General features: G+C 62.0%; 11 protein-coding genes. 2 read left to right on the plus strand and 9 right to left on the minus strand.

Going from position 1 to position 15383, the window contains the following annotated elements; genetic code table 11:
- Positions 1-149: 149 nt before the first annotated feature.
- Together AC1DYR_RS02260 and fumC are read right to left on the minus strand one after the other, a co-directional pair.
- Positions 150-278 carry a hypothetical protein gene (locus tag AC1DYR_RS02260; protein WP_477703651.1) on the minus strand — a complete coding sequence of 43 codons (129 nt, stop codon included), beginning with the start codon at positions 276-278 and terminating at the stop codon, positions 150-152.
- Between the two features lie 96 nt (positions 279-374).
- Positions 375-1772, minus strand: coding sequence for a class II fumarate hydratase (gene fumC, locus AC1DYR_RS02265; protein ID WP_477703652.1), 1398 nt, complete (start codon positions 1770-1772; stop codon positions 375-377).
- A gap of 185 nt (positions 1773-1957) precedes the next feature.
- Here fumC and AC1DYR_RS02270 point away from each other — a divergent pair, with 185 nt between their 5' ends.
- The gene (locus AC1DYR_RS02270) at positions 1958-3508 is read left to right on the plus strand and encodes a fumarate hydratase (protein ID WP_477703653.1); all 1551 of its coding nucleotides are present in this window, start codon (positions 1958-1960) and stop codon (positions 3506-3508) included.
- Complete coding sequence (gene murI / locus AC1DYR_RS02275) at positions 3505-4308, plus strand: glutamate racemase (protein WP_477703654.1); 804 nt, start codon at positions 3505-3507, stop codon at positions 4306-4308. The genes AC1DYR_RS02270 and murI overlap by 4 nt, the downstream gene beginning before the upstream one ends.
- A gap of 140 nt (positions 4309-4448) precedes the next feature.
- Here the strand turns inward: murI and oppF are convergent, their stop codons facing one another.
- From oppF to AC1DYR_RS02310, 7 genes are all read right to left on the minus strand, one after another.
- Positions 4449-5435, minus strand: a complete 987-nt coding sequence (gene oppF, locus AC1DYR_RS02280; RefSeq protein ID WP_477703655.1) for a murein tripeptide/oligopeptide ABC transporter ATP binding protein OppF — start codon at positions 5433-5435, stop codon at positions 4449-4451.
- Complete coding sequence (locus AC1DYR_RS02285; protein ID WP_477703656.1) at positions 5428-6432, minus strand: oligopeptide/dipeptide ABC transporter ATP-binding protein; 1005 nt, start codon at positions 6430-6432, stop codon at positions 5428-5430. The genes oppF and AC1DYR_RS02285 overlap by 8 nt, the downstream gene beginning before the upstream one ends.
- An 8-nt stretch (positions 6433-6440) precedes the next feature.
- The gene (locus AC1DYR_RS02290; protein WP_477703657.1) at positions 6441-7364 is read right to left on the minus strand and encodes an ABC transporter permease subunit; all 924 of its coding nucleotides are present in this window, start codon (positions 7362-7364) and stop codon (positions 6441-6443) included.
- 12 nt (positions 7365-7376) lie between these two features.
- Complete coding sequence (gene oppB / locus AC1DYR_RS02295) at positions 7377-8297, minus strand: oligopeptide ABC transporter permease OppB (RefSeq protein WP_477703658.1); 921 nt, start codon at positions 8295-8297, stop codon at positions 7377-7379.
- A 166-nt stretch (positions 8298-8463) separates the two neighbouring features.
- Positions 8464-10086, minus strand: a complete 1623-nt coding sequence (locus AC1DYR_RS02300) for a peptide ABC transporter substrate-binding protein (RefSeq protein ID WP_477703659.1) — start codon at positions 10084-10086, stop codon at positions 8464-8466.
- Between the two features lie 615 nt (positions 10087-10701).
- Positions 10702-12201, minus strand: a complete 1500-nt coding sequence (locus tag AC1DYR_RS02305) for an efflux transporter outer membrane subunit (protein ID WP_477703660.1) — start codon at positions 12199-12201, stop codon at positions 10702-10704.
- Complete coding sequence (locus AC1DYR_RS02310; protein WP_477703661.1) at positions 12194-15373, minus strand: efflux RND transporter permease subunit; 3180 nt, start codon at positions 15371-15373, stop codon at positions 12194-12196. The genes AC1DYR_RS02305 and AC1DYR_RS02310 overlap by 8 nt, the downstream gene beginning before the upstream one ends.
- Positions 15374-15383 lie beyond the last annotated feature (10 nt).

Raw genomic sequence — 15383 nt, forward strand, 5'->3', positions numbered from 1 at the left:
GTGTTAGCGGCGCTGAGCATGAGCGCGCAATGCGATCAGCAAGTGCCCGGCATTGCACCGGGCCCAGAAGGCACTGAAAGGGAAACAAGAGAAAACGAGCAGCCGCGTTACGCGGCCTATTGCTGGTGGCGCAAACCACCCGGCAAAAATTAGCGGGCCCGCAGCGCGCTGATAAAAATAGACAGCGGCGTAGCAGCAATCAACTCACGCAGCACAAAGCGTACGCGCGCTTTGGTTGCGGGCTGGGCAATCGTCAAGTACAAGGCGAAGGCAGTCATGAATTTCCTTTGTGGCGTGAACATCTATGGACACAATCATAGGGTAAACCCTTAACCCACTCAATCCATCTGCTAACCGCCCCGAACCGGGTGTGGTCAGCGTGAGCCCACCATGTTTTCAGGCCGCACCCAGGCATCAAACTGCTCGCCCGTGACATGGCCGGAGGCCAGCGCCGCATCGCGCAGGCTGCTGCCTTCCTTGTGCGCCTTTTTGGCGATGAAGGCGGCCTTGTCATAGCCGATGTGCGTATTGAGCGCCGTCACCAGCATCAGCGAGCGGTCAACCAGCTCGGCGATGCGTTCGCGATTCGGCTCAATGCCGACGGCGCAGTGGTCGTTAAAGCTCACCATGCCATCGGCCAGCAGACGCACGCTTTGCAAAAAGTTGTGCGCCACCATGGGCCGGAACACATTGAGCTCGAAGTTGCCCGAGGCACCGCCGAAGTTGATGGCCACGTCGTTGCCGAACACCTGCGCCGCCAGCATGGTGACGGCTTCGCTCTGCGTGGGGTTGACCTTGCCCGGCATGATGGACGAGCCGGGCTCATTTTCGGGAATGCTGAGTTCACCAATGCCGCTGCGCGGGCCACTGGCCAGCCAGCGCACGTCGTTGGCGATTTTCATCATGCTGGCGGCCAATGTCTTGAGCGCGCCGTGCGCATGCACCAGGCCGTCGACCGAGGCCAGCGCCTCGAACTTGTTGGGTGCAGTCACAAAAGGCAGGCCTGTCAGCGTGGCCAATTCGGCCGCCACCTGCTCCGCATACCCCTTCGGTGCATTGAGCCCCGTACCAACGGCGGTGCCTCCGAGTGCAAGCTCATACAAATGCGGCAAGGCCGCGCGGACATGCTTTTCACCGTGGTCCAGTTGCGCGACATAACCCGAGAACTCCTGGCCCAGAGTGAGTGGCGTCGCATCCTGCAGATGGGTACGTCCAATCTTCACGATGCTGTCGAAGTCTTTGGCTTTTTGCGCCAGCGTCTCGCGCAACTTCGCAATCGCCGGCAGGAGCTTGTGCGTCATGGCCTCCACAGCGGCCACATGCATGGCGGTGGGAAAAACATCATTGGACGACTGGCTGCGGTTGACGTCGTCGTTAGGGTGCACCAGCCGGCCTTCGCCGCGCTCGCCGCCCAGGATTTCACTGGCGCGGTTGGCCAGCACCTCGTTGACGTTCATATTGGTCTGCGTGCCCGAGCCGGTTTGCCAGACCACCAGGGGGAATTCGTCCGCATGCCCGCCCGCGATCACCTCGTCGGCTGCGGCCACGATGGCCTTTGTTTTTTTCTCGTCCTGAAGGCCCAACGCATGGTTGACCCTGGCCGATGAGCGCTTGACCTGCGCCAGCGCCTTGATGATTTCGCGTGGCTGCTGCTCGCCCGAGATGTCGAAATTCTGCAGCGAGCGCTGCGTCTGCGCACCCCAGAGTTTGTTGGCCGGTACCTCGATAGGACCAAAGGTATCGCGCTCGGTGCGCGTGCTGTTTGTCGTCATGGAAATATCCTGCGCGTCAAAAAAAGATGGTGAAGAGTCCTAGTATGACCGCAGACGAGAAAGATTCTCATTTGAAGGGTTTTGAATCCTCTCGCCCGACATGCCCGAGTCGCCCACCCTAGGGCGGATAATTGCGGGGTTTGCCCGAAATTTACCCGAAACGCCCCTCATAACGACGACCCACCATGACCACGATCAAGCAAGCCGACCTCATCGAATCCGTAGCCGCTGCCCTGCAGTACATCAGCTACTACCACCCCACCGACTACATCGCCCACCTGGCGCGCGCCTATGAGCGCGAGCAAAGTCCGGCCGCCAGGGATGCGATTGCACAGATCCTCACCAACAGCAAGATGAGCGCGACAGGCCAGCGCCCGATCTGCCAGGACACCGGCATCGTCAACGTGTTTCTCAAGGTCGGCATGGACGTGCGCTGGGAAGGCTTCACCGGCAGCATTGACGACGCGATCAACGAAGGCGTGCGCCGCGGCTACAACCACCCCGACAACACCTTGCGCGCCTCTGTGGTGGCCGATCCTCAGTTCGACCGCAAAAACACCAAAGACAACACACCGGCCGTGATCTTTACCGAGCTGGTGCCCGGCAACAAGATCGACGTGACCGTGGCAGCCAAGGGCGGCGGCAGCGAAAACAAAAGCAAGATGGTCATGCTCAACCCAGGCGACTCGGTGGTCGACTGGGTGCTCAAGACCGTGCCCGCCATGGGCGCCGGCTGGTGCCCACCCGGCATGTTGGGCATAGGCATTGGCGGCACCGCCGAAAAAGCCATGCTGATGGCCAAGGAAAGCCTGATGGACGACCTCGACATGTACGAGTTGCAGGCCAAGTCGACCTCGGGCGCCAAACTGAGCAAGACCGAAGAGCTTCGCCTCGAGCTGTTCGAGAAGGTCAACGCGCTGGGCATAGGCGCGCAAGGCCTGGGGGGCCTCACCACCGTGCTCGACATCAAGATCAAGATGTACCCGACGCATGCCGCCAGCAAGCCCGTCGCGATGATCCCCAACTGCGCCGCCACGCGCCACGCGCATTTCGTGATGGACGGCAGTGGCCCGGTCTACCTCGACCCGCCTTCGCTGGATCTCTGGCCCAACGTGAACTGGACGCCCGACTACAAGAAGAGCAAAAAAGTCGATCTCAATACGCTCACGAAAGAAGAGGTCGCCAGCTGGAAGCCAGGCCAGACCTTGCTGCTCAACGGCAAGATGCTGACAGGCCGCGACGCCGCACACAAGCGCATTCAGGACATGCTGGGCAAGGGCGAAAAGCTGCCGGTGGATTTCACCAACCGCGTCATCTACTACGTCGGCCCGGTCGATCCCGTGCGTGATGAAGCCGTAGGACCTGCCGGCCCGACCACTGCCACCCGCATGGACGGCTTCACTGAAATGATGCTGGCCGAGACCGGCCTGATCTCGATGATCGGCAAATCGGAACGCGGCCCCGTCGCCATCGAAGCCATCAAGAAGCACAAGAGCGCCTACCTGATGGCTGTCGGTGGCGCTGCCTACCTGGTCAGCAAGGCCATCAAGACCGCCAAGGTCGTGGGCTTTGCCGATCTCGGCATGGAAGCGATCTACGAATTCGACGTGGTCGACATGCCGGTGACCGTGGCGGTGGATGCGGGCGGCACCAGTGCGCACATCACCGGCCCGGCCGAGTGGCAAAAGAAAATCGCCACCGGCGAGTTCAAAAACATTCCCGTCGCAGCCGCGTGAGCGAAGGCCATGCAGACGCCGACCGGCCGGTCGGCGTGTTCGACAGCGGCGTGGGCGGCCTTAGCGTCTTCAAGGCATTGCGGGCCCAATTGCCCGCGGAGTCCTTCGTCTACCTGGCCGATGCGGGCTTCGCGCCTTATGGCGAGCGCGGCGACGCATTTGTCATTGAACGCACGCGCGCCGTCGTGCGCAAATTGCGCGAAGAGCATGCGATCAAGGCACTGGTGATCGCGTGCAATACCGCGACGGCGGCCGCCGTTCACCTCGTACGAACCGAGCACCCAGACCTGCCGCTGGTCGGAGTCGAACCGGCGCTCAAGCCGGCCGTCGTGTTGAGCAAGACACGCCGCATAGGCGTGATGGCGACGCGCGGCACGGTGGCAAGCGCCAAGCTGCGCGCGCTGCACGATTCGTTGAAAGGCCAGGCCGAGTTCATCCTGCAGCCGTGCGACGGGCTGGCCGATGCGATCCAGAACCATGATGTGACGCAGATCAGTGCTTTATGCCGTGAATACACGCAAGCGATCGGACCCTTCGGCGGCCAGGCCGGGCAGGTCGATACCCTGGTGCTGGGCTGCACGCATTACGCCTTCGCGTGGGACACATTGCAGGAAATGGCGGGCAGCGATGTCCGCCTGATCGAAACCGGCGAGCCGGTCGCACGGCAGACCCGCCGTTTGCTCGAAGCCACCGGGCAGTTGCAGCAAGGCGACACGCCCGGCCGCATCACGCTCCTGACAACGGGTCGGCAAGAGGCGCTGAACGCAGCCGCGCAACGCTGGCTGGGCCTGCAGCTATAGCACCGCAGTGCCGGCAGGACTCGCCGGTGCCGGGCGCAGCTCTGCTTTTCCGGTAACGCGCCCGGGGCGTCAACCGGTATTCGCTATTGTTTTAATAGCTGCTCGCGCACGCTCTTATTGGGCTGCAGCCCTAAAACCCTTCAAACCAGCAGGCAAGCCGCTTCGGTCTGGTCGTCCAGGCGGCGAAGCTCGGGCACCTCTTCGGCGCAACGTGCAATGGCCTGCGGGCAGCGCGTGCGGAACACGCAGCCCGAAGGCGGGGACATGGGCGACGGCAAATCGCCCTGCAGCAGCTGGATCACCTTCTTTCTCTCCAGCGCCGGGTCGGGAATCGGGATGGCCGACAGCAACGCCTGCGTGTAGGGGTGGCGCGGCGCGGCATACAACGCTTTCTTTTTCGCCACTTCCATTTCATGCCCCAGGTACATCACCAGGATGCGGTCGCTGATGTGTTTGACGACGGCCAGGTCATGCGCGATGAAGATCAGCGCCAGGCCCATGGACTTTTGCAGGGCCTTGAGCAGGTTGATGATCTGTGCCTGGATCGAGACATCCAGAGCCGACACCGGCTCGTCGCAGATGATGAGCTTGGGCTCCAGGATCAAGGCGCGCGCGATGCCAATGCGCTGGCACTGGCCGCCTGAAAATTCATGCGGGTAGCGATTGATCTGCTGCGCCATCAGGCCGACGCGGCCCATCATGGCCTTGACGCGCTGCATCACTTCGGCCTCGGGCATGTGCGGGCGATGCGTGCGCAAAGGCTCGGCAATGATTTGCGCGATGGTCATGCGCGGGTCCAGCGAAGCCAGCGGGTCCTGGAAGATCATCTGGATGTCTGACCTGACGCCCAGCCAGGCTTGAGATGAAGCGCCCGTCATCTCCTGGCCCATCCAGACAATGCTGCCGGCGGTAGCGGGAATCAGGTTCAGCACCGCACGCGCCAAGGTGGATTTTCCGCAGCCCGACTCACCCACCACGCCCAGCGTTTCTCCCGCATGAATGTCGAAGGAAATGCCGTCCACGGCTTTCAGGATTCGCGCCGGCGACCAGGGCCAGGCGCCGCTTTTGATCCTGAAGTGCACTTTCAGGTCGCGCACCGACAAAATAGGTTGAGAGGCATCACGCATGGACCGCTCCCCTGGCCGCAAGTTCAGACACAGCTTCACTTGACTTGTGGCAGGCCCTCAGCACCGCCGGGTTGTGCGAGGCCGGCAGCAACGCGGGCATCACGTCCCGGCACTGCTCGCTGGCCAGCGTACAGCGTTCGCTGAACGGGCAGCCCTTGGGAAGTCGCGCCATGTTGGGCGGTGCACCGGGGATGGCCACAAGCGCTTCATCGTCGGCGTCCAGCCGCGGTATCGCGCCCAGCAGTCCTACGGTATACGGATGGGAAGCGCCATAAAAAATGCTGTCGGCGCTGCCCTGCTCCATCACACGCCCGCCGTATAGCACCATCACCTCGTCGCACAGACCGGCTACCACGCCCAGGTCGTGCGTGATCATGACAATCGCGGTGCCGAAGTCGCGCTGCAGGTCGCGCAGCAAGGCGATGATCTGCGCCTGCACCGTCACGTCCAGCGCCGTGGTGGGTTCATCGGCGATCAGCACTTCGGGCTCGCAGAGCAAGGCCATGGCGATCATCACGCGCTGGCGCATGCCGCCCGAAAACTCGTGCGGATACATGGTGATACGCCGCGCAGCTTCCGGGATCTTGACCGCATCGAGCAGTTGCACCGACCTGGTGCGGGCGGACTTGCGGTCAAAGCCCTTGTGGAACTGCAGCACCTCGGTCATCTGCCGCTCTACCGTCAGGTAGGGATTCAGCGAAGTCATCGGGTCCTGGAAGATCATGGCCACGCGGTTGCCGCGTATCTTGTTGAGCTCGGCCGGCTTCATGGCCAGCAGATCCTGGCCCTTGTACAAGGCTTGGCCGGTGGCTTTGCCATTGCCCGCGAGCAGCCCCATCATGGCCAGCACGCTCTGACTCTTGCCGGAGCCACTCTCGCCGACGATGCCCAGGGTCTGGCCGCGCTCCAGTGAAAAGTTGATGCCGTTGACGGCGTAGACCAGTCCGTCCTGGGTCTGGAACTGGACGCCTAGGTTGTTGACTTCAATCAGGCTCATGGTGCGGCTCAGCGGTCTTTGGGATCGAGCGCATCGCGCAGGCCGTCCCCGATGTAGTTGAAGCAATAAAGGGTCAACGAGAGCATGCCCGCCGGAAACAGTAGCATCCAGGGCGAGACTTCCATGACGGATGCACCGTCGTGGATCAGGACGCCCCAACTCGTCATGGGCTCCTGGATGCCCAGCCCAAGGAACGACAGCACGGACTCGACCAGGATCACGGCCGGCACGGTGACCGTGGTGTAGATCGCGACGATGCCCAGAAGATTGGGAACAACGTGCTGGAAAATGATGCGCCGCGTGGGCACACCCAGTGCGCGGGCTGCTTCGATGAACTCCTTGGAACGCAGCGACAGCGTCTGGCCCCGCACCACGCGTGCCATGTTCATCCAGGAAAATACCGTGATGGTGATCACCACCAGGTAAAAGGCCCGCCCCAATATGGTCACCATCAGGATGGCGATCAGCAGGTAAGGCACGGCATACATCATGTCGACGACGCGCATCATGAAGGCGTCTACCCTGCCGCCGATGAAGCCGGCTGTCGCACCCCAGACAATGCCCAGCGTGACGGCCGACATCGTCGCGAGGAACCCCACCAGCAGCGACACGCGGCCGCCCACCAGGCTGCGCACCAGCAGGTCACGGCCGGACTCGTCGGTGCCAAAAAAATGGACATTCTTGAGCGTGGGTGGCAGGCTCATCGCGTCCCAGTCGGCCGCATCGAAGGCATGCGGCAGCAACCAGGGCCCGACGATGCAGCACAGCGTGATGAATGCCAGCAGGTACAGGCTGAACACCGCGGCCTTGTTGCGCATGAAGCGTACGCGCGCATCCGCCCAGGGGCTGCGGCCGTGGATATCGGCGTCGGCCAGCGTCTGGCCAACAGCCGCGGCGAGCTGGTCTTGTCTGGTTTTTTGTTCAAACAACATGCAGGCCTCTGTTCAGTACCGAATCTTCGGGTCGAGCAAGGCGTAGGCCAGGTCCACCAGCAGGTTCAGCGTGACGGCAATCACGGTCACCAGTACAACGAGGCCCAGTACCAGCGTGTAGTCGCGGTTGGCAGCGCCGTTGACGATCAGCTTGCCGATGCCCGGCAGGGAGAACACCGACTCGGTCACGATAGCCGACGTGATCGATGAGATCGCCAGGGGGCCCATGACGGACACCACCGGCAGCAGCGCGGGCTTGAGGGCGTGGCGCAGGATGACGGTGCGCATGGGAAGGCCCTTGGCGCGCGCGGTGCGGATGAAATTGCTGTGCAGCACCTCAATCAGGCTGCCGCGCATGACGCGCGCGATGGTGGCCACGTTGATGAAGATCAGCAGCAGCATGGGCAGGATCATGAAACGCGGGGCGAAATTGCTCCAGCCCCCGGCCGGCGCCCACTTGAGCCAGACGGCGAACACCAGAATCAGGACAGGGCCGATCACAAACGAGGGAAACACATGCCCGGCGTTGCCGAGCAGCATCACCCCGTAGTCGACCGCACTGTTCTGGCGCACGGCGGCCACCGTGCCAAGGAACACACCGAGAAAGAAGGAGATGACGATGGCGCCCCCACCTATCGCGGCGGAAACCGGCAGCGCATTGGCGACCAGTTCATTGACAGACCAGTCGGCATAACGAAACGAAGCGCCCAGGTCGCCGTGCAGGAGGCTGTTGAGGTAGTACAGGTACTGCTGCCACAGTGGCAGATCGAGGTGGTACTTGGCCTGCAGGTTGGCCAGCACTGCCGCGGACACCTTGCGTTCGTCGTCAAAAGGCCCGCCCGGCGTGCCGTGCAACAGGAGATAGCAGACAGTAACGACGGCCAGCAAGGTGGGAATCGTCGCCAGGATGCGCCTGAAGGTGTAGGACCACATGGGGAATATCTCCGGGCTAGGTCAATGTCAGTGTGAGCGCCTGAACGCGTGGGCCAGACACAGCTTAGCCCTGAAAAGCCTGCGAGGCATCAGAAAAAAACATTGAAAGGCGGTGGAAAGCAGATCAAGGACAGGCAGGCGCACGGCGGCGCCCGCCATTCGGACATCAATGCTTGATGATGTACAGGTCCTTGCCGCGGTAGCGGTCCAGCGCGTTGGTGGTCGAATAACCCCCCACATAAGGCTTGACCAGCCGCGGCACGGTGTATTGCAGCAAAGGGATGATGGGATAGTCTTCCATGATCATCTTTGCGGCTTGCGTCAGCAGCACCTTGCGCTTGGCCGGGTCCATCGACTGGTTGCCTTCGTCGATCAGCGCCGAGGCCTTGCGGTTGCAGCTGTTGTGGTAGTTCTGGTCGGAATCGCACTGCACCAGCGTGAGCCAGGTGGTGGCGTCGTTGTAGTCGGCGATCCAGCCGTTGCGGGCGATCTGGTAGTCCTTGTCGGTGCGCTTCTTGATGAGCACCTTGAACTCCATCGCTTCGAGTTCAACGTCCAGGCCCAGCTTGGTCTTCCACTCAGAGGCCGCGAAGATGGCCATTTTCTTGTGGTAATCGCTGGTGTTGTAGGAGAACTTGAGCTTGGTGCCGGGTGGAAGATTCGCTTCCTTCAGGAGCTTTTTGGCTTCGGCGATCCGCTTGTCGGCGGGCCACTTGGCCCAGTCGTAGGAAGTAACGTCAGCGCCCGAGGTGCCTTTGACGATCACACCGTAAGCAGGCGTCTGGCCGTCGGCCGTCACGCGCTGCGCGAGGATGTCGCGGTCCAGCGCCATCGACAGCGCCTTGCGCACACGGATGTCCTTGAGTGCCGGGTCCGCGTTGTTGAGGGAGTAATAGCGCAGGCCCAGCATGTCGGTGTTGCGGATTTCCTTGGGGTACTGTGCCTTGTACTTGTCAAAGGTGCCGGGCGGCAACTGGTACACCCAGTCGTTCTCACCCGACTCATATAGCTTCACGTCAGCATTGCCGTCTTCGACCGAGAGGTAGGTGAGCTTGGTGAGCTGGACGTTCTTCGCATCCCAATACGCCGGGTTTTTGACCAGGATGATCTTGCTGTTGACCTGCCAGTCTTTCAGCGAGAACGCGCCGTTGTTCACCATGTTGGCGGGCCGGGTCCAGTCTTTACCGAATTTCTCGATGGTGGCTTTATGCAAGGGTGCGAGCTGCGGATTGGAAACGACCTCGGGCAGGAAGCCGACCGGGAAAGGTGTCCTGATTTCCAGGGTGTAGGGGTCGATGGCCTTGACGCCGAGTTCGGTGACGGGTTTCTTGCCTTCAATGATCTCTTTGGCGTTGAGCAGGAAGACGCCGTAGGTGGAAGCGTATTTGGAGGCGGTCGCCGGATCGACGAAGCGGCGCATGCTGTAGATGAAGTCTTCGGCAGTCACCGGGTCGCCGTTGGACCATTTGGCGTTCTTGCGCAGCTTGAAGACCCAGGTCAGGGGGTCCATCTGCTTCCAGCTCTCTGCCACGGCGGGGACGATCTTGCCGTTTTGGTCGGCAGCAGCCAGCCCTTCGAACATGTCGCGGATCACGTTGTTGGCCGGAACGCCGGTCGCCAATGCGGCGTCCAGGGTTTCAGGCTCGGAGCCATTGTTGCGGACCAGTTCCTGCGTCTCGTGCAGCTTCACGCCCGCGGGCACCGTGGCCGCAACCGCCAGGCCAGCCAGGCCGGCCAAGGCCAGCAGCACGGCACTTGTCAGCGCCTTCGTCGTCCAGTTTGAGTTCATGCCTGTTGCACTCCCGAATAGAAAATTGGCGGGCTTTTGGCCCGCCATGGTTGATGGAACGGGGAGCCTCCCGTGAGAGGAGCCCCGTTTGCCTGTCAGTCGGCGCGAATATACCGCCGCGCCAGACGCGGCCCCGTAGGGAGTAACCCTTCAGCAATTACCGTGCCTTCACGAAGCCATTGGTGGCGCGGAAGTCAGGGAGATACATAGGGAACACTTGCTCACAATTGAACGAGCGAGGCGCACAGGAGGCGGCAGCCACCGGGCATGGACAGATACCGCGACTCAAGCCGGGCATCGCGGCACGGCTTGAGCCAGGCACTGACTCAAGCCTTCACACAATTCCGGGGGGCGAAGCGGCGGCGTCTTCCAACGCCATGGCGAGTGTCAGCAGCATTGCTATTGTTTTGATAGCGGCTTGCGCCCACGATAATTGGCTTGCAGGCACAAATCACATAAATTTTGAGTACCGGAAGAAAACCGGTTGTCCTGCTTTTTTTGTGAGAATTCATACGAAAATAGCTGCCAGCCCAATAACCATGTGCGCAAGCAGCTATCAATCTTGTAGCACAGGTGTCTGGTCCCTGCGGACGCCCTCAGGCGCCGCGCACCCGCTTAGCGGCTGAGTTGGGTAGACGCCTTCAGGCTCAAGGCTTCCTCGGGCGGCTCTTTCCAGCCGCCACCCAGGGTCTTATACAGCGTGACCTGGCTTTGCAGCTGCGCCAGCCGGGTTTGCACCACCGCCTGACGTGCGGCGAACAGCGAGCGCTGCGCATCGAGCTGGTCCAGGTAACTGGCCACACCGTTCTGGTAGCGCAGATCAGCCAGCTTGAAACGTGTCGCCTCGGCATTGGCCTGCGCCTGCTGGGCACGCAGCTGCTCGCCCAGGGTGTCGCGGCCCGCCAGCGCATCGGCCACTTCACGGAAAGCCGTCTGGATGGACTTTTCGTACTGGGCGATGGCAATGTCACGCCCGGCGTTGGCCGAATCCAGCCCGGCACGGTTACGGCCCGCATCAAAAAGCGGAAGGATCAGCTGCGGCGCCAGCGTCCAGCCGTAGGACCCGCTCTTGAACAGGCCCGACAGGTGCGAGCTGGCGCTGCCGGCAGAAGCCGTGAGTGAGATGCGCGGGAAAAAAGCCGCACGGGCAGCGCCGATGTCGGCGTTGGCAGACAGCAGCTGTTGCTCGGCCTGGCGGATGTCTGGGCGGCGTTCCAGCAAATCAGACGGCAACCCAGCTGGCACGTCCACCATCATGGGTGCGTCGGCCAGGCCTTTGCCGGCAGGCAGGGCCACCGCCAGGTCACCGCTCAATGGCTGGCCGATCAGCAGGGTCAGGGCGTTCTGGTCCAGCGCACGCTGGCGCACCAGTTGGGCCAGCGATGCGCGGGCGGCTTCGGTCAACGACTCGGCCTGGCGGAAATCCAGCTCGGAAGCTACGCCGTTATCAAAGCGCAGCTTGCTGAGCTTGAAGGATTCTTCCCGCGTGGTCAGTGTTTGCTGCGTGATGGCCAGCAGTTCTTCGTCGGCCAGCAAGCTGAGGTAGGTGTTGGCCACCGACGCAATCAGGCTGATCTGTGCCGTCTTGCGCCCTTCTTCCGTAGCCAGGTACTGCGCCAATGCCGCTTCTTTCAGGCTGGAGACCCGGCCGAAAAAGTCGAGCTCATAGGACGGCATCAACAAACCGCCGGTGTAGGAGCTGGTGATGCTGCCGTTACCGTTGGCATTGGGCTGGCGCGAACCGGTGATGCCGGCATTGATCGTGGGGAACTGGTCGGCACGCCGGATCCCGTACTGGGCCCTGGCTTGTTCGATATTGAGCACGGCAATGCGCAGGTCGCGGTTGTTGCGCAGCGCGGCCCCAATCAGCTGCCGCAGTTTGGGGTCGCTGAAAAAAGCCTGCCACTCGATGTCGGCTGCCGCGACGGCCTGTGCGGTAGCAGCAGGCTGCGCTTGCGCGGAACCGGTGGTGAAACCGGAAACAGCCGGCCACTGGTCTGCGATGGGGGCTGCCGGGCGCTCGTACTTCGGAATCATCGAGCAGCCGGCCAGCAGTGCCGCAGCACCAACCGCCAAAAGCTGCGGGAACCTGGGTTTCATGCTGGATTTACTCATGAGCTTTACCTTCACTTCCTTCTTCTCCGGTGATGCCTGCCGCTTTGGCATGCTCCGAATACATCCTGTTTTGCCGCTCGCTGCCCTTGAAGAGGCCGCGCACCACAACAAAGAACACCGGAACGAAAATCACCGCCAGGGCCGTGCCGGTGATCATGCCGCCGATCACGCCGGTACCGATGGCACGCTGGCTCGCGGAGCCGGCGCCGGAAGCCAGTACCAGCGGCAGCACGCCCAGGCCGAAGGCCAGCGACGTCATGACGATGGGACGGAACCGCAGGTGGGCGGCAGCCAGCGCCGACTCGATCACGCCCTTGCCCTGCGCCTGCAGGTCCTTGGCGAACTCGATGATCAGAATCGCGTTCTTCGCCGACAGGCCGATGATGGTGATCAGCCCCACCTGGAAGTACACGTCATTCGAATAACTGCGCAGCAGCGTTGCCAGCAACACACCGATCACGCCTAGCGGCACCACCAGGATCACCGCGAGCGGAATGCTCCAGCTTTCGTACAGGGCGGCAAGGCACAGGAACACCGCGAGGATGGCAAAGCCGTAGAGCAGCATGGCTTGCGAGCCCGCGAGTTTTTCCTCGCGCGACTGGCCCGTCCATTCGAAACCGAAGCCCTGCGGCAGTTGCGCTGCGAGTTTTTCCATCTCGGCCATCGCTGCGCCCGAGCTGTAGCCTGGCGCAGCGCTGCCGCTGATACGCACGGCGGGGTAGCCGTTGTAACGCACCGTTTGCATGGCCCCCTTGATCCACCGCGTGCTGGCAAACGACGACAACGGAACCGGCAGGCCGCGGCTGTTGATGGCGTTGAGCCGGAGCAGGTCGTCGGGCTGCATGCGCGAAGGCGCGTCGGCCTGGACCACCACGCGCTGCAGGCGTCCCTGGTTGGGGAAGTCGTTCACATAGCTGGAACCCAGCGAGGTGGACAGGACCGCGTTGATCGCGTCAAACGGCACGCCCAGCGCATTGGCTTTGTCGCGGTCAATGTCGAGCTGCAGCTGCGGCGCATCTTCCAGGCCATCGGGCCGTACTTGTGTGAGCACCGGACTCTTGGCAACCATGCCCAAAAGCTGGTTGCGTGCGTTGATAAGCGCATCATGTCCCGCACCGCCGCGGTCCTGCAGGCGGAAGCTGAAGCCCGAGGCCGTGCCCAGTTCGGGAATGGGTGGGGGGCTGAGCGGAAAGATGAAGGCATCACGCACACCCATGAGGGCGCCGAAAGCCCGTCCTGCTATCGCTGAGGCCGAATGCGCTTCGCCGTCGCGCTCGTTCCAGTCCTTGAGCGTCACGAACGCCAGCGCGGCATTCTGGCCCTGGCCGGAAAAGCTGAAGCCAAGCACGCCGACCATGCTTTCGACTTCCGGCTGCTTGAGCATGAAACCCTCGACTTTTTCCATCACCGAAAGCGTGCGCTCGTAAGTTGCGCCCGGCGGCAACTGCACGTTCACCAGCAGGTTGCCCTGGTCTTCATTGGGCAGGAAGGATGTGGGCAAACGCAGGTATACCACCGCCACAGCGGCAATGATGGCCACATAGATCACCAGGTAACGTGCGGCGCGTTTGAGAATACGCGCGACCATGCTTTCATAGCTTTTTGCGGTGCGCGAGAACCCCCGGTTGAACCAGCCGAAAAAACCCTTTTTCTCGTGATGGTGCCCAGCCTCAACCGGCTTGAGCAGCGTGGCGCAAAGTGCCGGCGTGAGGGACAGGGCCAGGAAGGCGGAAAAGCCGATGGACGAAACCATCACGGCGGAGAACTGGCGGTAGATGTTGCCGGTCGAGCCCGCGAAGAATGCCAAAGGCACAAACACGGAAATCAGCACCACGGTCACGCCGATGATGGCGCCCGAAATCTGGCCCATCGCCTTGCGGGTGGCCTCCAGCGGCGGCAAGCCCTCTTCGGTCATGATGCGTTCGACGTTTTCGACGACCACGATCGCATCGTCAACGACGATACCGATCACCAGCACCATGCCGAACATGGTCAGCACGTTGATGGAGAAACCGAGCGCCAGCAAGGTGGCAAAAGTACCCAGCAGTGCAATCGGCACCACGATGGTCGGGATGATGGTGTAGCGCCAGTTCTGCAGGAACAGGAACATGACCAGGAACACCAGGGCTACGGCCTCGAACAATGTTTCAGCAACCTGGGAAATCGAAATCTTGACGAAGCGCGAGCTGTCGTAGGGGATGCTCCACTTCATGCCTTGCGGAAAGTAGCGCTCGAGTTCGGTCATCTTGGTTCGAACGGCCTTGGCAGCGGCAAGCGCGTTGCCGCTGGGTGCCAGCTGAACACCGATACCGATCGCCGTCTTGCCGTTCAGGCGAGCCGACGTGGCATACGTCTGGCCACCCAGTTCTATGCGGGCCACGTCTTTGAGGCGCACGGATGAACCGTCGGTGTTGGCGCGAAGGACAATGTTGCCGAACTGCTCGACATTGGCAAGCTGACCGGTGACTACCACGGTGGCAGCAATGCCTTGTCCCGCTACATTGGGACGGTCGCCGATGCTGCCGGCCGACACCTGGGCATTTTGCGCGCGGATGGCGTTGTTAACGTCATTTGCCGACAGGCTGAAACCCGTGAGCTTGGCCGGATCCAGCCAGATGCGCATGGCGCGCTCACTGCCGAAGAGCTGGGCCTGGCCAATTCCTTTGACACGCTGGATCTCGGGCACGATGTTGCGCGAAGCGTAATCACCGAGCGCGACGGGGTCGTGCGCGGGATTGTCGGACGACAGCATGATGAACAGCAGGAAGTTGGAGCGTGATTTGTCGACACGAACGCCTTGCTGCGTGACGGCGGCGGGCAGCCGCGGTGAGGCGCGCGACAGGCGGTTCTGCACATCCACCTGCGCGAGATCGGGATTGGTGCCGGGCTCGAAGCTCAGCGTGATGCTGCCGGAGCCGTCAGCCTGCGCCACCGACTCCATGTAGATCAGCCCGGGTGAACCGTTCATTTCGCGCTCGATCACCGACAACACGCTGTCTTCGAGCGTCTGGGCAGAGGCGCCCGGATAGGCGGTGTTGACGACAATCGAGGGCGGCGCGACGGGCGGGTACTGTGCAATCGGCAACTGCGTGATAGCCACGCCGCCAACCACCAGAATGAACAGTGCGATCACCCAGGCAAAGATCGGCCGATCAATGAAAAACTTGGCCATGTATTTGGCT

The organism is Polaromonas sp. P1_F9 (genome assembly GCF_056405615.1).

What these genes read in the sequence shown, in the direction of transcription:
- fumC (WP_477703652.1), bottom strand. Translation starts at nt 1,772, where the DNA reads ATGACGACAAACAGCACGCGCACCGAGCGCGATACCTTTGGTCCTATC.
- AC1DYR_RS02300 (WP_477703659.1), bottom strand. Translation starts at nt 10,086, where the DNA reads ATGAACTCAAACTGGACGACGAAGGCGCTGACAAGTGCCGTGCTGCTG.
- oppB (WP_477703658.1), bottom strand. Translation starts at nt 8,297, where the DNA reads ATGTGGTCCTACACCTTCAGGCGCATCCTGGCGACGATTCCCACCTTG.
- AC1DYR_RS02270 (WP_477703653.1), top strand. Translation starts at nt 1,958, where the DNA reads ATGACCACGATCAAGCAAGCCGACCTCATCGAATCCGTAGCCGCTGCC.
- AC1DYR_RS02285 (WP_477703656.1), bottom strand. Translation starts at nt 6,432, where the DNA reads ATGAGCCTGATTGAAGTCAACAACCTAGGCGTCCAGTTCCAGACCCAG.
- AC1DYR_RS02260 (WP_477703651.1), bottom strand. Translation starts at nt 278, where the DNA reads ATGACTGCCTTCGCCTTGTACTTGACGATTGCCCAGCCCGCAACCAAA.
- oppF (WP_477703655.1), bottom strand. Translation starts at nt 5,435, where the DNA reads ATGCGTGATGCCTCTCAACCTATTTTGTCGGTGCGCGACCTGAAAGTG.
- AC1DYR_RS02310 (WP_477703661.1), bottom strand. Translation starts at nt 15,373, where the DNA reads ATGGCCAAGTTTTTCATTGATCGGCCGATCTTTGCCTGGGTGATCGCA.
- AC1DYR_RS02290 (WP_477703657.1), bottom strand. Translation starts at nt 7,364, where the DNA reads ATGTTGTTTGAACAAAAAACCAGACAAGACCAGCTCGCCGCGGCTGTT.
- AC1DYR_RS02305 (WP_477703660.1), bottom strand. Translation starts at nt 12,201, where the DNA reads ATGAGTAAATCCAGCATGAAACCCAGGTTCCCGCAGCTTTTGGCGGTT.